Origin of the sequence: Arthrobacter sp. M4 (assembly GCF_020251205.1) — a bacterium.
Taxonomy (GTDB): Bacteria; Actinomycetota; Actinomycetes; order Actinomycetales; family Micrococcaceae; genus Arthrobacter.
Genome location: NZ_JAIWYX010000005.1, coordinates 110,875 through 129,179 on the forward strand (window position 1 = coordinate 110,875; position 18,305 = coordinate 129,179).

General features: G+C 62.7%; 19 protein-coding genes. 16 read left to right on the forward strand and 3 right to left on the reverse strand.

The genetic code is table 11. The annotated features are described in order from the left end of the window. The first annotated feature begins 52 nt into the window (after positions 1–52). From LD110_RS10580 to LD110_RS10605, 6 genes are all read left to right on the forward strand, one after another. Entirely contained in the window at positions 53–484 is a 432-nt protein-coding gene (locus tag LD110_RS10580; RefSeq protein WP_374200326.1) for a winged helix-turn-helix transcriptional regulator, read from the forward strand. A 35-nt stretch (positions 485–519) separates the two neighbouring features. Further along, the gene (locus LD110_RS10585; RefSeq protein ID WP_225498768.1) at positions 520–861 is read left to right on the forward strand and encodes a DUF1801 domain-containing protein; all 342 of its coding nucleotides are present in this window, start codon (positions 520–522) and stop codon (positions 859–861) included. An 84-nt stretch (positions 862–945) separates the two neighbouring features. Then, on the forward strand, positions 946–2,940 hold the full coding sequence (locus LD110_RS10590) for a penicillin-binding transpeptidase domain-containing protein (protein WP_374200327.1): 1,995 nt from the start codon (positions 946–948) through the stop codon (positions 2,938–2,940). Between the two features lie 109 nt (positions 2,941–3,049). After that, the gene (locus LD110_RS10595) at positions 3,050–4,318 is read left to right on the forward strand and encodes an FAD-dependent oxidoreductase (protein ID WP_225498769.1); all 1,269 of its coding nucleotides are present in this window, start codon (positions 3,050–3,052) and stop codon (positions 4,316–4,318) included. A gap of 187 nt (positions 4,319–4,505) precedes the next feature. Beyond that, positions 4,506–5,273: a DeoR/GlpR family DNA-binding transcription regulator gene (locus tag LD110_RS10600; RefSeq protein WP_225498770.1), complete on the forward strand. Its 768-nt coding sequence runs from the start codon at positions 4,506–4,508 to the stop codon at positions 5,271–5,273. After that, entirely contained in the window at positions 5,270–6,484 is a 1,215-nt protein-coding gene (locus LD110_RS10605; RefSeq protein WP_225498771.1) for an MFS transporter, read from the forward strand. The genes LD110_RS10600 and LD110_RS10605 overlap by 4 nt, the downstream gene beginning before the upstream one ends. Here LD110_RS10605 and LD110_RS10610 read toward each other — a convergent pair. Next, the gene (locus LD110_RS10610) at positions 6,387–7,103 is read right to left on the reverse strand and encodes a phosphatase PAP2 family protein (protein ID WP_225498772.1); all 717 of its coding nucleotides are present in this window, start codon (positions 7,101–7,103) and stop codon (positions 6,387–6,389) included. The two genes, LD110_RS10605 and LD110_RS10610, sit on opposite strands and share 98 nt — an antisense overlap. Positions 7,104–7,280: 177 nt before the next feature. On the opposite strand from LD110_RS10610, the gene LD110_RS10615 reads away from it, so the two are divergent. The 6 genes from LD110_RS10615 (at position 7,281) to LD110_RS10640 (ending at position 14,016) form a co-directional block, all read left to right on the forward strand. Then, entirely contained in the window at positions 7,281–8,798 is a 1,518-nt protein-coding gene (locus tag LD110_RS10615) for a bifunctional phosphatase PAP2/diacylglycerol kinase family protein (RefSeq protein ID WP_225498990.1), read from the forward strand. Positions 8,799–9,004: 206 nt separating this feature from the next. Further along, positions 9,005–9,982, forward strand: a complete 978-nt coding sequence (locus LD110_RS10620) for an ABC transporter ATP-binding protein (RefSeq protein WP_225498773.1) — start codon at positions 9,005–9,007, stop codon at positions 9,980–9,982. After that, a complete protein-coding gene (locus tag LD110_RS10625; protein ID WP_225498774.1) occupies positions 9,979–10,917 on the forward strand; it encodes an ABC transporter permease in 939 nt (312 codons plus the stop codon). The genes LD110_RS10620 and LD110_RS10625 overlap by 4 nt, the downstream gene beginning before the upstream one ends. Then, positions 10,910–12,349 (forward strand): sensor histidine kinase, encoded by a 1,440-nt coding sequence (locus LD110_RS10630; protein WP_225498775.1) that lies wholly within the window; start codon positions 10,910–10,912, stop codon positions 12,347–12,349. The genes LD110_RS10625 and LD110_RS10630 overlap by 8 nt, the downstream gene beginning before the upstream one ends. Next, the gene (locus LD110_RS10635) at positions 12,346–13,032 is read left to right on the forward strand and encodes a response regulator transcription factor (protein ID WP_225498776.1); all 687 of its coding nucleotides are present in this window, start codon (positions 12,346–12,348) and stop codon (positions 13,030–13,032) included. The genes LD110_RS10630 and LD110_RS10635 overlap by 4 nt, the downstream gene beginning before the upstream one ends. Before the next feature lie 63 nt (positions 13,033–13,095). Beyond that, positions 13,096–14,016, forward strand: coding sequence for an intradiol ring-cleavage dioxygenase (locus tag LD110_RS10640; RefSeq protein WP_225498777.1), 921 nt, complete (start codon positions 13,096–13,098; stop codon positions 14,014–14,016). Here LD110_RS10640 and LD110_RS10645 read toward each other — a convergent pair. Continuing rightward, the gene (locus tag LD110_RS10645) at positions 14,006–14,395 is read right to left on the reverse strand and encodes a DUF4190 domain-containing protein (protein ID WP_225498778.1); all 390 of its coding nucleotides are present in this window, start codon (positions 14,393–14,395) and stop codon (positions 14,006–14,008) included. The genes LD110_RS10640 and LD110_RS10645 overlap by 11 nt on opposite strands. A 166-nt stretch (positions 14,396–14,561) precedes the next feature. Here LD110_RS10645 and LD110_RS10650 point away from each other — a divergent pair, with 166 nt between their 5' ends. Further along, positions 14,562–15,920, forward strand: coding sequence for a M18 family aminopeptidase (locus tag LD110_RS10650; protein ID WP_225498779.1), 1,359 nt, complete (start codon positions 14,562–14,564; stop codon positions 15,918–15,920). An 8-nt stretch (positions 15,921–15,928) separates the two neighbouring features. On the opposite strand, the gene LD110_RS10655 is transcribed toward LD110_RS10650, so the two are convergent. Continuing rightward, a complete protein-coding gene (locus LD110_RS10655) occupies positions 15,929–16,606 on the reverse strand; it encodes a DUF1345 domain-containing protein (RefSeq protein WP_225498780.1) in 678 nt (225 codons plus the stop codon). 215 nt (positions 16,607–16,821) lie between these two features. Between LD110_RS10655 and LD110_RS10660 the strand changes: the two genes are divergently transcribed. The 3 genes from LD110_RS10660 to LD110_RS10670 all read left to right on the forward strand — a co-directional run bounded on the left by LD110_RS10660 (position 16,822) and on the right by LD110_RS10670 (position 18,215). Continuing rightward, on the forward strand, positions 16,822–17,055 hold the full coding sequence (locus LD110_RS10660) for a hypothetical protein (RefSeq protein ID WP_225498781.1): 234 nt from the start codon (positions 16,822–16,824) through the stop codon (positions 17,053–17,055). Between the two features lie 233 nt (positions 17,056–17,288). After that, entirely contained in the window at positions 17,289–17,594 is a 306-nt protein-coding gene (gene rpsF, locus LD110_RS10665; RefSeq protein ID WP_225498782.1) for a 30S ribosomal protein S6, read from the forward strand. Positions 17,595–17,645: 51 nt separating this feature from the next. Beyond that, positions 17,646–18,215 carry a single-stranded DNA-binding protein gene (locus LD110_RS10670; protein WP_225498783.1) on the forward strand — a complete coding sequence of 190 codons (570 nt, stop codon included), beginning with the start codon at positions 17,646–17,648 and terminating at the stop codon, positions 18,213–18,215. The last annotated feature ends 90 nt before the right edge of the window (positions 18,216–18,305 follow it).

Here is an 18,305-nt window from a genome sequence, read left to right on the forward strand (position 1 = left end):
GCTAAAAGTTTCTTTTTGATACTTAGTACCTCAATGGAAGTTGGGTTCCTGCGTGAATCGTCGCCAGCTCCTGGACCGGGAAGTCGTACATAACGGCGGTGCCCCGTTGCCAGCAAACATCCTGGACCCGGATTGTCCATCGAGGGTAATTTTCCAGCGCGTAGGCGATAAATGGGCTTCGCTGGTAATTGAGGTTCTGCGGAACGGCCCGGCTCGCTTCTCCGAACTGCGGTCCATGGTTCATGTGGTGACGCCGAAGGTCCTCACCCAGACCCTGCGCACGCTGGAACGGGATGGCCTGGTGACCCGTACTGTGTATGCCCAGGTTCCGCCACGTGTGGACTACCAGCTGACCGATCTGGGCGAATCCCTCCTGGAGCCTTTGGGCCTGTTGCGACAGTGGGCGGAGAACAACGTCCCTGCCATCCTCCGGGCCCGTCATGCTTACGATGACACCGCGGATGAGGTCCTGCCCGCACGGTAGGTGACGGGCGCCGTCGTCGGCCCTACTGTTGCTGCATGGACAACCGCAACCCGGACGTTGACGCTTGGCTGCAGAAATATGACAACCCCAACAGGCAACTTGTTGCCGACATCAGGGCCTTCATCTTGTCCGTGGACCCATCCGTCGGCGAGGCCATCAAATGGCAAGCGCCCACGTTTATTTACAAGGGCAACATTGCGTCTTTCTTCCCCAAGTCAAAGAAGAACGTCACGCTGATGTTCCACCAAGGCGCATCAATCAGCGATGAGGGCGGGCTGTTGGAAGGCGAAGGCGAAGTATCCAGGGTTGCCAGGTTCCTGGATCAGGCTGATTTCGAGGCGAAGAAACCTGCATTGGAGGCCATCATCCGGGACTGAATTCGCACCAAGGGCTAGCCGGGGCGATTGGCGCCCGAACAGCGCGGCGCGGAACTGTCAGTGTCAGCAGGCATAATGGCCCGGGTGGGGAACCCTAGGAATATCGTGTTGGGCCTCGTTGCCCTGGTGACTGCTGGCACGCTGACGGCGTGCGACGACGGACGTGCTGGAGCGGAAAGCGGAGCCAAGCAGTTGGCCGCTGCCCTGTCGGCGCTCGACGTCGGATCGCTCACCCTGGATGGGATCCAACAGGATGCTGCGGCCAAGAGGCTGGCCGCGGTCTTCAAGGAACTGGCGCCAGCCAAGCCGAATGTCAGCGCCGGGAAAGTTGATCTCTCCAGTGACAAGGCAACGGTTCCGCTTGAGTATTCCTGGAAGGTCGGCGAAGCCGAATGGAAGTACACCACCCAGGCGACGTTGGCCAAGTCTAAGGACCAGTGGCGCGTCCAATGGACTTCGGGGATGCTCGCGCCGGAATTGACGGACGGTGAAGTCCTTGACCTCAAAGTCTCTACTGCCCAGCGCGGAAACATTCTGGGTGCAGGAGACGCGCCCATCGTCGTCGACCGCCCGGTTTATCGCGTTGGCATCGACAAGACCAAGGTGCCCGCAGAGCAAGCCGATGCTTCCGCCCGGGCATTGGCTGGATTAGCCGGACTCGATGCAACTACCTATGCCCAACAAGTGGCAGCGTCGGGCCCACAAGCCTTCGTTGAAGGCATTGTTCTGCGTGCCTTCACGCCGGAAATCAGCCAAGCCAAGTTGGCAACCATTCCCGGTGCAGTTAGCGTGCAGGACACCATGCCCTTGGCCCCGACTCGCACCTTCGCGCGGGCTGTGCTTGGAAGCGTCGGACAGGCCAGCGCGGAGCAAATCGAGAAAACCAACGGGGCGCTGCAGCTCGGAGACACTACGGGCAACGGCGGGCTCCAGGAACAATACGATTCCCTCTTGCGAGGCACTGACGGTGTGACCATCGGAGCCGTGCCTGCTGAACCCCCTGCCGGATCAGCGGCCTCGGCTCGGGAGTTGTTCGCGGTGAAGGCCGTGAGTGGCGCATCGCTCAAGACAACTCTTGACCCGCGGCTGCAGCAATTGGCGGAAGACACCTTGGCAGGGGTTGGCCCAGCGTCCGCGATTGTTGCCCTCCGTCCCTCGAATGGAGCGGTCCTCGCAGCGGCCAGCGGTCCAGGGAGCAACGGCTATAACACGGCGATGCTGGGTCAGTACGCTCCCGGATCGACGTTCAAGATTGTCGATTCCCTGGCAATGATCCGCAACGGTATGACACCCGATTCCAAGGTCAACTGCACGCCGACGCTGACCGTCGACGGCAGAACTTTCAAGAATGCCGAGGGGTATCCGGAAGGTTCACTGGGCTCGGTGACACTCCGCGATGCGTTCGCGCACTCTTGCAACACGGCGTTCATAGCCGCACGGGACGGCGTCAGCCAAGCCCAGCTGGAATCCGCGGCCACGTCGCTCGGGGTGGCTGTGGAGGCGCCCAAACTTGGTGCCGCAGCGTTCCTGGGTTCAGTCCCCGGCAGCGCGGAGGGCACAGAGCACGCGGCATCGATGATCGGTCAGGGCAAGGTCCTGCTGTCTCCCCTAGCGGCCGCGGTGATGGCCGCGTCGGTCGCCCAGGGATCTCCAGTCTCGCCCCAGCTTGTCCTAAACCCCGACGCCGTGCCGCAGCCTTCGGGGGGAGCGTCGCCGTCGGCTGTTCCGACTGGATCCGCTGCCGGGTCAGGTTCAGCGGTGCCATCCGGTTCTGCGCCGAGTGCCCAAGCAACCGCGCCGGCTACTCCCGTCACCAAGCAGGAGGCTGCCCAACTATCCGACATGATGCGCGCAGTGGTCACCTCCGGCCATGCAGGCTTCCTGACTGAGGTCCGGGGAGCTCCTGTGGGCGCCAAGACCGGTACCGCCGAGTACGGCAAGGAGAACCCACCGAAGACACATGCGTGGATCGTTGCTGTTCACGGGGACCTTGCCGTGGCCGTGTTTGTTGAGGATGGCGGACTGGGCGCGACAACCAGCGGCCCGCTCCTGAAGCAGTTCCTCACGGCCGCTGGGTAGCGTCTTGGCCACGGCGCTGCTTGCGCCTGGTGTCCCTAGGGCTCCATGGTTCCACGCGGTTAGGCACCAAAGGGGTGATATCCGTATCCAAACTCGGGATAGTTGAGTTATGGAGGGGAATCAGCGAACGACGTGTCTGGTGGTGGGTGGAGGGCCCGCTGGGATCATGTTGGGACTGTTGTTGGCCCGCGCTGGGGTCCAAGTCACGGTCCTGGAGAAGCATGCCGACTTCCTTAGGGACTTTCGGGGCGACACGGTGCACCCCTCCACGATTAGATTGCTCGACGAGCTCGGTTTGGGTGAAGGCTTCCGTGCACTCCCGCAAAGCAAGCTTGGCAGCTTCCGGCTTCCCAAGGGCGGGGGCGACGTCACCCTTGCCGACTTCGGGAGGCTACGGTCTCCGTACAACTACATCGCAATGGTGCCGCAGTGGGACTTCCTGACCTTCTTGGTGGAAGCCGCCCAAAAAGAGCCGACTTTCACGATCCGGCTGAACACCGAGGCCACAGACTTGCTGTACGACGACCGTGGAAAAGTCACAGGAGTGGCCTACCGCACCCGGGAGACCTCCGGCGGGGAGACCGGAACTGGTGAAATCCGTTCCGACCTTACGGTGGCGTGCGATGGACGGGGGTCGGTATTGCGGCAGAAGGCAGGGATGCTCCCCCGGGAGTTCCCGGTTCCCTTCGACACGTGGTGGTTCCGACTCTCCCGCAATCCGGACAAACAGGAGATTGCAAGCCTTACACCCCGTTTCGCGGGCAACGAGGTGTTGTTGAGCCTGACTCGGAGGGACTACTACCAAATTGCCTACATAGCGAGGAAGGGAATGGACCCGCAGCTACGCGCCGAGGGTGTTGAGCGTTTTCGCGGGCGCGTATCCCGCTTGCGGCCAGACTTCGCCGACCGCGTGGACGAGATCCGCTCCATGGATGATCTGCACCTGCTGGACGTTAGGCTCAACAGAATAGAGCGTTGGCACAAACCCGGACTTCTCCTGATCGGCGATGCCGCACATGCCATGTCCCCGGCCGGAGGAGTTGGCATCAACCTGGCCATTCAGGACGCCGTGGCGGCGGCGAAACGGATCGCAGAGCCGCTCCTCCGTGGGAATATCGGTGAAGCGGACCTGGCCTCAGTCCAAAAGCGCCGCTGGTTCCCCACAGTAGTAATACAGAACGTGCAGTTGCTTCTTCAGGAGGCCATTTTCGGCCCCGCAGTGCGCGGACAATTGGCCGGTCCCCCAAGCCCTGTGCTGTTCATGGCCCGCCACGTGCCCTGGTTCCGCAAGCTGCCTGCACTCATGATTGGCTTTGGTCCACGGCCGGAGCATGCCCCTGACTTTGCACGTCGGGAACCGGCTGGCGTTGGGCATTAGCCCGGTGCTGGACCGGGAACGGGAGCTGGCCAGACGGCGACGCCGCATGGCTGAACGCGCTGGTGCTGTACGGCCAACCTGGAAGGTCAAGGAGTGACCCACGCCGTTCTTCGGCGGTATGAAACCGAATTCACATCAAATGATCATGATTGATGATTAAATGATCATTGTCTGCTAACTTTGACTAGTGAAGACGGAAGACCGGCACCGGTTGATTGGAGACCTCCTGCGTAAGCGGGAGGAAATCACCGTTGACGAGCTCATTGCAGAATGCGGCGCTTCCGGGGCCACCATCCGACGCGACCTTGACGTGCTTGCCAGCCACGGAGTCCTTCGACGAATCCACGGCGGAGCCAGAAGCCTGGTGGCTCGAGGTGACACTCCTGGTTACGGCCAGCGGGAGCTGGAGGATCAGGGTGCCAAGGTCAGGATCGCGTCAGCTGTAGCCGAACTCTTGGGTGACCGTCAGTACGTATGGCTGGACAGCGGCTCAACTGCCACGGAAATTGCGCGGAAGTTGGCGCGTCGGGAGATGACAATCATGCCGATGTCCCTCCGCTCGGTTCAAATCCTGGCGGAACCTCAGTCCGGGAGCAGCCCGAACTTGCTTATGCCCGGTGGGAGCCTCGTCCCCGGCGAACTCTCCTTTCGTGGCCCCATGGCCGAATCAAATATTCGATCACTGCGCTTCGACGTCGCCGTCGTGACGCCCTGTGCAGTGTCCTTGAAGGACGGACTACTTGCCCACGACCTGGAGGACGCTGCGATCAAGCGGGCTGGCATCGAGTCCGCAGCCCGGGTTGTCGCCGCCTGCAGCGGAAGCAAATGGAACGCGAATGCGGTCGCCCTTGTGGCGGCCATGGAATCGGTGGATGTCCTCGTAACCGACCGGCAGCCAGACCCCAACGAACTTGACCAACTTGAAAGGCTTTCCGTGGAAGTTGTCACCGTATGACCGCGAACAAAGAGATCAACGTCCAGGCGGCAGCCGTGGCCACGTTCGTCGTCTTCGCCATGAACGGACTGGTCTTTGCCAGCTGGGCTGCCCGAATTCCCGCTGTGACGGAGGCCTTGAGCCTCACATCCGGCCAGATGGGAACCCTGCTGCTATGCATCGCCGTTGGTTCGCTGATTGCACTTCCATCCGCAGGCTGGGTTATCAACAGGATCGGAACCGGGAACACCGTCCGCGGCGCCGGCGTGGTGGTCGCCGTCGCTGGCCTGGGCATCGCCTTGGCCCTCAAGGTGGGATCGGTCATCCTGACCGCAGTCGGCCTGTTTTTCTTCGGCATTGCGATTGGCCTGTGGGATGTTGCCCAGAACATCGAAGGTGCGGATGTGGAACACCGGATGAAGCGCACCATCATGCCGCAGTTCCACGCAGCTTTTAGCGGTGGAGCCTTCATCGGAGCGCTCCTTGGAGCTGGTCTGTCCCAGCTAGGCGTTGGGCTCCCGGCCCACCTGATTGCCATCGTGGCCCTTGTTCTTCTAACCGGCCTTATTGCTCCCCGCTTCTTCATTCCGCACGCTGCCCCGGCCGAGGCCGCGGAGGTGGACGGCGAACGGGCCAAGCCCGGGGCAGCGTGGCGCGATGGCCGCACTCTGCTGATCGGCGTGGTGGTCCTCGGTGCCACACTCACGGAAGGCGCCGGCAACGACTGGATCTCCAAGGCAACGGTGGACGGCCTCCACGCTTCAGAATCCGTCGGAGCCATCTTGTTTGCTGTGTTTGTTGCCGGAATGACCCTGATGCGCTTCCTCGGTGGATCCGTGATAGACCGCTTCGGTCGCGTGCCCGTGCTGCGTGCCAGCATGGCAGCCGCTGCGGCGGGCTTGGCCCTGTTTGTGTTTGCCAACAACATCATCCTTGCGGGGATAGGGGCCGTTCTTTGGGGCGTTGGCGCGGCGTTGACTTTCCCCATGGGCATGTCGGCCGCAGCGGACGACCCCAAGCACGCGGCAGCAAGGGTTTCCGTGGTCTCGACCATCGGCTACATCGCGTTCCTCGCAGGCCCTCCCCTGCTTGGTTACCTTGGCGACCTCACAGGCATTCACCGGGCACTGTTGGCTATTGGGGCGCCGATTCTCCTTGCGCTGCTGCTCGCCGGCGCCGCCCGGCCCTTGAAAGCCAAGTCAGCATCCGCCGAGCGTCAGTATTCTCCCTGACGCATACTTTTTGGAAGGCCAGCCAGATAAGCAAAACAACGACGGCGGCAATCGCCGCTCCTGCGAACGTGTCGGTGAGCCAGTGAGCGGCTAGATAAGTGCGACTGAACATCATTGCCAGCACGCCTATGGTGGAGAGGATCCACAGCCAAGCCCGGGCAACCATAAGTGCCAGGACTACAACGAACGCAGTAGTGGCTGATACATGCCCTGACGGGTATGAACCAGTGTCTGTCAGAACCACGGCATCGGCAGGCCTTGGGCGCCCCACCAACCACTTGGCCAGTTGGGTCAGCCCGAGGGCGGCAAATCCGGCAGTGGCTACAAATGCGGCTGCAAAGGGCCGTCGGCGGAGCATCAGGAACACAGACAGTAATACGTGGGCCGCGAAGGCACCGGTGTACCCTAGCCAATTCAACACGGCATTCACTCCGTCCCAGAAAGGAGTGCGGAGGTCTTCCACCCATTGGTGCCAATCGGAGTCCAAGCCAATGAACGGCACGTTGAGCGGATCCGCAGCAAGCAGGAACCCAGGCACAGCCAAAGCGAGCAAGAGCGTGCTTCCGACGGCCACCGTGGCGCCGACTGGCAGGGGACGGGGATCGAAGAGCCTCGCCATGGCCCAATCCTAGCCATGTGACCGTTTGAGACCCATGGGATCACGGTCCTGATCTCACGGTGTCCAGGCTCTGGGTCCGGACAGATACCCATGGGAGCCGGCGGACCACCGCGCTAAGGTGGGCCTGTGCAGGAAATCTCCAGCCGCATCTACCGACGTGCTCTCGACCGAGGCTCCATGTCCAGCCGCCAGTTCCGGCGTTTGCTGTGGCACAAAGGACCGGGCAGGATCGCCGCAATGGACCGGACCCTGGTGAGGGTTGTTTCCCGATTGCCACATGGTGCCCACGACGGATTCTTCCGGGAGTTATCGGCTGCGGCCACCAAGGGCAAGCTGTGGTTTGCCGCCGCAGGCCTATTGGCCGTCATCCCAGGCAGGCCACGCCGGGCGGCTCTCCACGGCGTGCTGGCGCTAGGTGTGGCATCCGCAGTGACAAACATCGTTTTCAAGACGCTTCTCCCCCGCGCCAGACCGTTGCCGGAACATTTGCCCGTGTTCAGGTTTGTGCACCCCCAGCCCACCAGTTCGTCCTTGCCATCCGGGCACTCTGCGTCGGCGGTGGCGTTTGCCTTGGGTGCTGGAATGGTGCATCCCGGTGTTGGCCTGGCCTTGGCACCAGTCGCGGCCGGAGTTGCATACTCTCGTGTGCACACAGGAGCCCATTGGCCCTCGGACGTCCTCTTCGGTTCAGCGATCGGTGCATCAGCGGCGCTCCTAACCCGCCACTGGTGGCCAGTAAAACCGGAGGTTCCAGAACCAAGGAGGACTCCGGCACGCGCCCCGGAACTCCCAGATGGAGCCGGGCTGGCCATCGTCGTGAACGAGAAGGGCGGGTCCTATACGCCGGAAACAACCACCACCTTGCAAGAAGCATTCCCCAAGGCGCATATTTTTGAAATCTCGGACGGACAGGATGTTGCCGCCGAAATCGGCAAAGCGGCTGGCTCAGGTGCCCGGGCTCTGGGTGTGTGGGGCGGAGACGGAACCGTTGGCACCGCGGCGGCTGCCGCCGTCGAACATTCCCTCCCTCTTTTGGTACTGCCGGGCGGCACCCTGAACCATTTTGCCCGCGACGTATCGATTGACTCGGTGGAGACGGCAGCAACCGTTGCTGCCCTGGGCCAGGCCGTGCAATTGGACCTGGGCCATGTTCTGGTAGAGCGCGGTCTCGTCGACAGCCCCGAGAGTCTCAGCCTGACCATGCTGAACACTGCCAGCATTGGGGTGTACCCGAACCTGGTTCGTCGGCGTGAGCATCTGACGGCCGCCCTCGGCAAGCCCTTGGCCGGCGTAGTGGCGGGACTGCGGACGTTTGGCGCTTCAACCCCAACGCACGTCAAGATCAACGGCGTCCGGCACAAGATATGGATTCTGTACCTTGGCCGTGGACGCTACTACCCGCGGGACCTTGCGCCGCTGGTCCGCCCGGTTCTTGATGACGGCCTTTTGGACATCCGGATGGTCACCGCGGACGAGCCATTTGCCCGGGTGCGGCTGCTCTGGGCGGTCCTCACTGGAACGGCCGGGTCATCCAAAGTCACCCACCTACGTGAGGCGGACAGCCTGGTGGTGGAAGCCGACAACCAATCGCTTGTACTGGCCGTTGACGGGGAGCCTCTCCCGGGCGTTCGTCGGGCAGAGTTCACTGTCCGCCGCAGTGCGCTGGTGTGCTATGCGCCACACAGCGTCCTCTGAACCGCAGCAGTCCCCAGCGTGTGTGATGCGCCTCAAGGTGAACTGCCCCTCAAGGTGAATACCGAATCTCCGGATCATCCATGGGGAGTACCCTGATCGCACCCTGAATCATCCCTGGGATAGGCGATTTCCGTGCCATGCGTGACTAGCGTTGAAAGCACAGTCCCCAACATCCACCGCCCCACCCGAGCGAAGGGATCGCTTCCATGATCGAGGCAAGAGGCCTCAAGAAGGTCTACGGCGACAAAACCGCCGTCGATGGCATCAACTTCACTGTCCAGCCCGGTAAGGTAACCGGGTTCCTAGGCCCGAACGGAGCCGGAAAGTCCACCACCATGCGGATGATCATGGGACTTGACCGGCCGACGGCGGGTGACGTTACCGTCAACGGCAAGCACTACGCGCAGCACAAGGCCCCGCTACACCAGGTGGGCGCGCTGCTGGATGCCAAGGCTTTCCACACAAGCCGCTCAGCCTACAACCACCTGCGGGCCATGGCGGCTACCCACGGCATCCCGAAGTCCCGCGTGGATGAGGTCATCGACATGACCGGCCTTTCCGCCGTCGCCAAAAAGAAGGCAGGCGGCTTTTCATTGGGTATGGGACAAAGGCTGGGCATCGCGAATGCCTTGCTTGGGGACCCCCAGACGCTCATCCTGGACGAGCCCGTCAACGGCCTGGATCCGGAAGGTGTCCTGTGGGTCCGCAACCTTGCCCGCTACCTGGCACGCGAGGGCAAGACGGTGTTCATTTCCAGCCACCTCATGTCGGAAATGTCCCAAACCGCAGATCACCTGATTGTGATTGGCCGCGGAAGGATCATCGCCGACACCAGCGTGGAAGAGCTGATCGAAAGCCAGTCCCGCAAGCGCACGCGGGTCCGCACCGCCGAAACAACGCGTCTCGCTGGACTTTTGGCAGGCGACGGCGTCAAGGTGGCCCAGGATGAGCCGGAGACACTTGAAGTCTCGGGACTGGATCCGCACGATATCGCCCGCCTGGCCCTTGACCACCGTGTGCTTGTGTACGAATTGACCCCTCTGAACTCATCGCTGGAGGAAGCCTACTTCCAGCTCACCAGGGACGAGGTGGAGTACCACTCCCACCTCAGCCCGCACCAAGCCCCGCAACCAGCCGGCAACATCCCCGCGCCGGAAGCAACCACGGGAGGAACACAGTCATGAGCGCCACAACGTCCGCCCGGCACGCCGCCGGTACGCCGGCCACCAACAGCCCCTCACCGCTTGCCTCAGCTGCGGGTAACCACGGCGTCAACCTTCTTCGCGTACTGAACTCCGAGTTCCTGAAGTTCCGGACCCTTATGAGCACCAAGCTTCTGGTGGTGCTGACGCTCGTGGCGATTGTTGGGGTCGGGTGGCTTTCGGCCCTGGTCCGGTGGAACATCATCGACAGCATGGTGAAGGGCCTAGGCCGGAACGGCGGTCCTGGCGGCCAGAAGTTGACTGCCGAGCAGGCCGTGCAGTCCTTCCCTCCCGGCCAGGGGTTTGACCTCTACAACCTGCCCAATGCTGGGCTGAACATCGGTATCCTGGTCCTCGGTTCACTGGCCGTCCTGTTCATCGCTTCGGAGTACGCCACCGGGATGATCCGTTCCACCATGAACGCCGCCCCGGGCCGGATCTCCACGTTCGTGGCCAAGGCCATCGTGCTGGTGCTGATCTCCTACGTACTTTCCATCATCGGTGGACTCATCACGTTCGCACTGTCCCAGCCGATGTTTGAGGGCCTTGGCCTGAAACTCAACTGGGGTACAGACGGAGTGCTGTACAGCCTGCTCACCGGCGGCCTGTACGTCTCCGGTGTCGCACTGATCGGACTTTCCCTTGGCACGCTATTGAAGAATTCCGCGGGCGGTATCACCGTCCTGGTGGGCATTATGTTCGTCCTGCCCTTTGCTGCCAACTTCCTGCAGTTCGCCCCTGGCGAGTTCTGGAAGTACGTGCCCCAGTACCTGCCCAGCGAAGCCGCCGGCCGATTCCTAGCCATCGGCAGGGCAGAGGGGATCCTCGATCCGGCAATGGGTGGGCTGATCTTCCTCGGCTACGTCATCCTGTTCCTCGTGCCGGCACTTATCGCCATCAAGAAGCGGGATGTCTAAACCCCAGGCCACATCGGCCAATCTGGCAAAGGACGCGTCAGCCTTCCCGGCTGATGCGTCCTTTGCCGAGATTGCGGCACGGCGACGTGGCCGCATTAGGCGCTTCTTCTACGACCGTCCGCTGGCGATGGACGTTGTTGTGGTTCTCATTTACCTCGTGCTCGCGGCGCCGACCTTGATCGGTTCCGTTGTGGAGGGAAAGTGGCTCGCCGCCGTCGTTCTGTCCGCAATTGCGGCGGTCCTCATGGCCAGGCGCCGGTATGCGGTGACGGTGGCCGCCGTCGTCGCTGTCCTGGAAGTCCTGGCGACGCTCCTAAACCCTTGGGGCTCCAACGTTTCCGCAGGGCTGTGGTTCGCCCTCTATGCTGTGGGCGTCAGCCGGCCACGTGGCCGGGCACTCGTTATTTTCGCGCTGGCAAGCCTGCCGTTGTCCCTGTTGTACCTCTTTATGAGCCCCGATACGTTGCGGCCCAACGCCGAGGGAATGCCGGAGAACTTCCATCTGGTCAGCAACATCGCCGCATCGGTCTCAATTGTGCTTTCAAACTTGATCGCCCTTGGCATTGGTATCTCGGTCCGCCAGCGCCGCGAGCACGAACAGGAAGTAGCTGCGTGGGCAGCGCGGACGGCTCAGCTAGGTTCGGTCAACGAACGCACGCGCATCGCCCGGGAAATGCACGACGTCGTGGCGCACTCCCTGACAGTGATGATCAGTCTCTCCGACGGCGCCGCTGTGGTGGTCCGGAAGGATCCCGAGCGTGCCGGCGAGGTGCTGGGCGAACTGTCACGCACAGGCCGCACGGCGCTTGCGGACATGCGGCGCGTCCTGGGCGTCCTCAGGGACGAGTCGAGGGAATATCCGCCGCTGCAGCCGGTCGCCGCAGGAAACGACCTTTCCGCGCTCCTTGACGGCTTCCGCACGGCCGGGCTGCCGCTGCATGTCCAGTACAGTGGTCCCGCGCTGCCGGATGATCCGGCTTTTGGCCTGACTGTATACCGCATCCTGCAGGAGTCGCTCACCAATGTTCTGCGTTACGCCCGCGGCTTGAGCAGGGTGGACGTTGAGATCGCGCGCGACGGCGATGCGGTCACCATTGACGTGTCCGACGACGGCCGGGCAGCTTTTGATGACCGGGTACCAGCGGGCACCACCGCAAGTGGGGCGCGTGCCGCCGTCGAAACTCTCGGGGTGGGGCAGTTAGCTGCTTCCGGCAGCGGCGGCCCCCACAGCGGCGGCTCCCCCAGCGGGTTGGGGGCAGGCCATGCCGGACCTGGACCCCTCCCTTCGGGCCTCGGCACAGGACAGGGCATCAACGGGATGCGCGAACGTGCAAGGATCTTCTCTGGCAGCGTCGACGCCGGGCATGGTCCGCGAGGGGGTTGGCGCGTCCATACGGAGCTTTATTGGAACTCAGATCGGGGGAAATCATGAGTGAAGAAGGCAAGATCAAGGTCCTGCTGGTGGACGACCAGCCGCTGTTGCGGATGGGTTTCAGGCTGATCCTCGAGGGCGAAGAGGACCTGGAGATCGTCGGCGAGGCCTCTGACGGGGCAGAGGCTGTCCGCACCGTGGACGCTGCACGGCCTGACGTAGTCCTCATGGATATCCGAATGCCCATCCTGGACGGAATCGAAGCCACGCGAAGGATTACTGAATCCGGCTCCCCCGCGAGGGTCATCATCCTCACCACTTTCGACCTGGACGAGTATGCCTTCTCAGGGCTTCAGGCCGGTGCCTCCGCCTTCCTGCTGAAGGATGTGGCGCCAGCGGAGCTTGTCCAGGCAGTTCGACTGGTGGCCAGCGGAGACGCCGTGGTGGCGCCGCGAGTAACACAAAGACTGCTCGAAACGTACGTGCGCGGCCACCGGACGCCAGCGCAGCCAGCGCCGGACCCGTTGTTGGCCGAACTCACGCGGCGCGAGACCGAGGTCCTGGAAACCATTGCCGCCGGACTGTCCAACGCTGAAATCGCGCAGAAGTTCTTCCTGTCCGAGGCCACTGTCAAAACGCACGTCCGCAGGATCCTCAGCAAGTTGCAACTGCGCGACAGGGTCCAGGCCGTGGTGTATGCCTATGAAACCGGTCTGGTAGTGCCGAGCAATCCCGACTACTGAGCTCACAGCAGGCACACAGCATAGGTATGTTCACTCCATAGGCCACCGCTGTTCCATGGATGCATGACGAAGAACCAAGATAGCCGTGGCCCGCACCCCTACCATGACCGTGGGCTCGAGTTCGACCTCTCGGTCCTCCTCAGCCGCCGACGGACACTGGGTGTCCTGATCGGCGGCGGTGCCGCCGTTGCCCTCGCCGCCTGCACTCCGGGAGCTGGCAGCGGTACCAGTTCGACGGCGTCGGGCACCTCAACTGCCGCGGCAAGCCCTGGCGCAACAGCCAGTTCGACGACGGCACCGGCCTCCAGTGCGCCAGCGTCAGCTTCCGCAACGGTCACCCGGGCGATTGCGGAGTGCGGCGTGGAGATCCCGCAGGAGACATCCGGCCCCTTTCCAGGCGACGGCTCAAACGGTCCCAACGTCCTGGAGGCTTCCGGCGTCGTACGACAGGACATCACCACCAGCTTCGGCACGTCCAACACAAAGGCCCCGGGTGTGCCGCTCAAGGTCACCCTGACCCTGTTGAACAACTCGAACGGCTGCAAACCGCTGGCCGGAGCCGCCGTCTACGCCTGGCATTGCGACAGGGACGGGAAGTACTCCATGTACGACAACGACCTGGAGAATGAAAACTACCTGCGCGGAGTCCAGGAAGCTGACGCCAACGGGCAGCTCAGCTTCACCACAATTTTCCCCGGTGCTTACAACGGGCGATGGCCGCACATCCATTTCGAGGTGTTCGAATCGATGAGCAACGCCACTGACGCCGGCAGGGTCCTGCGTGTTTCCCAGATTGCCCTCACGGAGGCCGCCTGCAAGGACGTCTACGCAAGCGCCGGTTACGAAACCAGTGCCCGAAATTTCCCCAACACGCCCCTGACCAGGGACAACGTCTTTGGAAACGACGGCGGCATCTACCAGCTGGCAACGATGACCGGCTCCGCCTCCGGCGGCTACACGGCAACGCTCAACGTTACTGTGTGAGGGAGTGCGCGCTGACGCTGGATCCTGACATGACTCCCATCATTCCCACGCTGACCACTATGAGTACGAGGACAACCCAGCCGAGCAGCATGATTCCGTTGAGGATCACGCCTGTAACCGCCATGCCCTTTCCTGCGGGTTCCCTGCGGAGGCCAACAATTCCCAGGATGAGACCGATGCAGGGGGCAATGAACGTCCAGCCGAGGAAGATGCTGCACAAGCCGAGCACCATGGAGGCCACGGAGAAACCTTTGGGCTGGCTCGGCACCACCACCCAGGGAGCGGAAGCCGGACTGTACGGTGGCTGCTGCGGCGGATAGGCGGAACCTTCGGGGAACGGCGGCGGGGAGGCAGGAGGTTGTGACGGTGGCTGGCTCATAACCCGAAGGCTAGGGCACGGAAATCGGCACTGAGTGGTGTTTTGCCGCTAACTGAGTGGAGATTCGGCCGAAATTGAGTGTCCGCGGCGTTGGTTCACCTGAGTCCCACACCGGCATTGGCCGTGCTCGCCAAGGGGCCCTGACCACCGGACTAGACTCGGTGCCATGCCTTCAAACCCCGCTGCACTCGACCACATCCAGGACCTGGGCGCCTACGTCAGCGCGTCGCCGTCGAGCTACCACGCGGTACATGAGGCGGCCCGGCGGTTGGACGCAGCCGGCTTCAAGCGGCTGGACGAACTCCAGTCCTGGGACAACCCGACGCCGGGCGGCAGCTACATTATCCGCGACGGTGCCTTGATCGCTTGGGTGCTTCCCGAAGGCGCCGGGCCATCCACGGGGTTCCACATCATCGGCACACACACTGATTCGCCGTCGTTCAAGCTCAAGCCGAAGCCCACCACGGGCAAGTTAGGTTGGCTCCAGGCGGGGGTCGAAATCTACGGCGGACCCTTGCTGAATTCCTGGTTGGACCGTGAACTCCAGCTCGCCGGTCGACTCGTGACGCTTGACGGCACCGAGCACCTGACCGCGACTGGCCCGCTCCTCCGCTTTCCCCAGTTGGCGATCCACTTGGACCGCGCCGTGAACGAGGGACTCACGCTCGACAAGCAGCAGCATATGAACCCAGTATTTGGCCTGGGAGATCCCGCGCAGCAGGACTTGCTGGGACTGCTCGCCGCCAGATCCGATACGGCCACCCTTGATCCGGCCCAGATAGGCGGTTACGACGTGGTTGTGGCAGACACTCAGCCACCTGCGGTCTTCGGCGCCAACGACGAGTTCTTCGCATCCGGCCGCCTCGACAACCTGTCCTCCACACACGCCGGCCTCGTTGCCTTGATCCGCCATGCGGAGGCGCTGTTCGGCTCCGCCAGTTCAGGCAAGCCGGTGGGCGGCTCGGCGCCCATCGCGCTGCTCGCCGCCTTTGACCACGAGGAGATCGGTTCGTCGTCGCGGTCCGGCGCGTCCGGTCCGGTGCTGGAGGACATCCTGGTCCGCATCTCTGACGGCCTCGGCGCAACGGTGAGCGAACGTCGGCAGGCCCTGGCTGCGTCGTTCTGTGTGTCCGCGGACGCAGGCCACGCGGTTCACCCCAACTATCCCGAACGCCACGACCCCGCCAACCGGCCGGTCCTCAACGGCGGACCGCTGCTGAAGATCAATGCAAACCAGCGTTACGCCACCGACGCCACTGGCGCCGCGTTGTGGGCCGGCCTGTGCAGGGCGAGCGATGTTCCATACCAGGAATTCGTCTCAAACAACGCCATTCCCTGTGGCTCCACCATCGGACCCCTCACGGCTACCCGCCTGGGCATCCGGACTGTGGATGTTGGCATCCCCCTGCTGTCCATGCACTCGGCCCGCGAGCTGTGTGGCGTGGAAGACCCGTACCGCTTGGCCACCGTTGCCGAACGGTTCTTTGGTACTGCCCAGGGAACTTCCCAACCTCTGACTCGATAAAGGGCTCACTACCCGGCGACGCCGAGGACCAAGTTGATGGTGGCAGCCAAGATGACGGTACCGAAGAGGTACGACAACAGGCTGTGTTTGAGGGCCTCAGATCGGATGCGATGGTTCTCGATGGCGGTATCTGATACCTGATAGGTCATGCCCAGGCTTGTAGCCAGGTAGGCAAAGTCCGTGTACTGGGGTGGGCGCGGGTCGTTGAAATTGATGCCGCCAACTTCACCGGCGTCGCCGTCGGTTCCGGACCCGTAGTACAGCTCCGCGTAGCGAAGTGTGAACAACGTCTGGACCAGCATCCAAGACAGTGCCGTGCTGGCAAGGGCCAGGGCGGCGGCTCCCAAGGCGCTGCCGGGCGATTGTCCGGGTATGTGGGAAGCCACCACTACCATGCCCACCGCGGCCAAGCTTCCCAGATTGGCCGTAAGAATCAGGATATCTGTGGCCGTGCGCGAAGGATCCTCGGCGGTGGCGTGTGCTCGCGTCTCCACCGGACCCATGGGCCCGACCACCAGCCAGACCCAGACCACGTAAACAAGGGCAGCTGTGGCCCAGCCGACTGCCGGCGCCGCTAGGACGTTGCCTTGTAGGGCGGCCGTTAGGGAGGCAAGGGCTCCCAACACCACCATGACAAAAAAGCGCAAGCGGCTGCGCCGCCGTCGGGGCCGCCTGAGTGCATCCATGGTCCAACCCTAATCAGCGAACTAAGTCCGTTCGGGGAAGTCAGCCATTCCGTGGCGGCCCGTTATCCACAACCGCCGTCGTTTGACTGGCGCGCTGCGCTTATTCTTCCTAGCTTCCGCCGCAGGAGCATCCCTCCGCTCCTCAGCTGCCACTGCAGGCAGCCGCCAAGCGGTGGCTTGCCGACGTCGACGTATCCAAACTTTGGACCGGCGCCGTGACGGCAATCGGCTCCTATCTGGTGGTCTACGTCATCACCCTGTTGCTCATCATGATCGCAGCAGTCGGATCGGTGGCGATGGGCCATAGCCGCCTGCCGAGCGGACCCCTGCGTATCACAGACACGGAGCTCGCCGACGCCGGATCGATGCTCGGTCAATTCGGCGCCCAACTGATGGCAATGGCCCACTTCGGCGACCTTTCGGCTGAGTTCACCATGTCGTACTTCTAGGATCCGCATTCACAGTGGAGGACGAGACTGTTTTCCACATAGCGCTCCCGCACCCATTCCGTTCGAGTGTCGTCTCGAATAGCTTTGGGTGCGGGACATGCACTAAGATTGTGAAGTCTGTGCTGCGCCCCGATGCCGTTTTTGGCGGCCTGGGGGAAGCGCAAACATTCGCAAATGAACCTCCTGTTACGGAAATACCGTAGCCGCTTAGCCCAAAGGAGGTGGGTTCACATATGCGTCCTTATGAACTGATGGTGATCATCGACCCCGAGGTCGACGAGCGTACCGTTGAGCCGTCGCTTCAGAAGTTCCTGAATGTCATCACCGCCGATGGTGGAACCATCGAAAAGGTTGACATCTGGGGCCGTCGTCGCCTGGCCTACGACATCAAGAAGAAGTCCGAAGGCATCTACGCTGTGGTGAACTTCACCGCATCGCCTGCTGCCGCCAAGGAGCTTGACCGCCAGCTTGGTCTGAACGAGACCATCATGCGCACCAAGATCATCCGCCCCGAAGACCAGAAGGTTGCTGCTGAGTAATCAGCCACTTTCGCATCTTTAATTCGCAGGAAACGCACAAGGAGGCAGTAGATGGCAGGCGAAACCACTATCACCGTCATTGGCAATCTCACCAATGACCCGGAACTGCGGTTCACACCGTCAGGCTCGGCCGTAGCAAACTTCACCATCGCGTCTACTCCCCGGACCTTCGACCGCCAAAGCAATGAATGGAAGGACGGGGAAACCCTGTTCCTCCGCGCATCGGTGTGGCGGGAGGCTGCTGAGAACGTTGCCGAGTCCCTTACGAAGGGGATGCGCGTTATCGTCTCGGGTCGCCTGAAGAGCCGTTCCTACGAGACCAAGGAAGGCGAGAAGCGCACCGTTATTGAGCTCGAGGTCGACGAAATCGGCCCCAGCCTGCGCTATGCCTCCGCCAAGGTCAACCGCACCCAGCGCGCAGCCGGTGGGTTCGGTGGCAACAGCGGCGGCTTTGGCGGCAACAGCGGTGGCTTCGGCGGCGGTCCTGGTGGAAACCAGGGCGGCAACGCCGGCGGATGGGGCGGTGGCCAGTCTGCGCCGCAGGAAGACCCTTGGGCTACCCCGGGGGTCAGCAACGCGGGCGGCTGGGGCAACGGCCCCGACTCCGAACCTCCCTTCTAACCCAAACATTCACGTTCGACGCCGGACAACGCACTTGGCGCCGCGAGGCACCTAGGCGACAGACGCCGTCGAACACCACCATCCCGTGGA

Coding starts and splice junctions, on each gene's coding strand:
- LD110_RS10650 (WP_225498779.1), top strand. CDS start 14,562: ATGCCTTCAAACCCCGCTGCACTCGACCACATCCAGGACCTGGGCGCC.
- rpsF (WP_225498782.1), top strand. CDS start 17,289: ATGCGTCCTTATGAACTGATGGTGATCATCGACCCCGAGGTCGACGAG.
- LD110_RS10625 (WP_225498774.1), top strand. CDS start 9,979: ATGAGCGCCACAACGTCCGCCCGGCACGCCGCCGGTACGCCGGCCACC.
- LD110_RS10640 (WP_225498777.1), top strand. CDS start 13,096: ATGACGAAGAACCAAGATAGCCGTGGCCCGCACCCCTACCATGACCGT.
- LD110_RS10585 (WP_225498768.1), top strand. CDS start 520: ATGGACAACCGCAACCCGGACGTTGACGCTTGGCTGCAGAAATATGAC.
- LD110_RS10610 (WP_225498772.1), bottom strand. CDS start 7,103: ATGGCGAGGCTCTTCGATCCCCGTCCCCTGCCAGTCGGCGCCACGGTG.
- LD110_RS10620 (WP_225498773.1), top strand. CDS start 9,005: ATGATCGAGGCAAGAGGCCTCAAGAAGGTCTACGGCGACAAAACCGCC.
- LD110_RS10670 (WP_225498783.1), top strand. CDS start 17,646: ATGGCAGGCGAAACCACTATCACCGTCATTGGCAATCTCACCAATGAC.
- LD110_RS10655 (WP_225498780.1), bottom strand. CDS start 16,606: ATGGATGCACTCAGGCGGCCCCGACGGCGGCGCAGCCGCTTGCGCTTT.
- LD110_RS10635 (WP_225498776.1), top strand. CDS start 12,346: ATGAGTGAAGAAGGCAAGATCAAGGTCCTGCTGGTGGACGACCAGCCG.
- LD110_RS10605 (WP_225498771.1), top strand. CDS start 5,270: ATGACCGCGAACAAAGAGATCAACGTCCAGGCGGCAGCCGTGGCCACG.
- LD110_RS10595 (WP_225498769.1), top strand. CDS start 3,050: ATGGAGGGGAATCAGCGAACGACGTGTCTGGTGGTGGGTGGAGGGCCC.
- LD110_RS10615 (WP_225498990.1), top strand. CDS start 7,281: ATGTCCAGCCGCCAGTTCCGGCGTTTGCTGTGGCACAAAGGACCGGGC.
- LD110_RS10645 (WP_225498778.1), bottom strand. CDS start 14,395: ATGAGCCAGCCACCGTCACAACCTCCTGCCTCCCCGCCGCCGTTCCCC.
- LD110_RS10630 (WP_225498775.1), top strand. CDS start 10,910: ATGTCTAAACCCCAGGCCACATCGGCCAATCTGGCAAAGGACGCGTCA.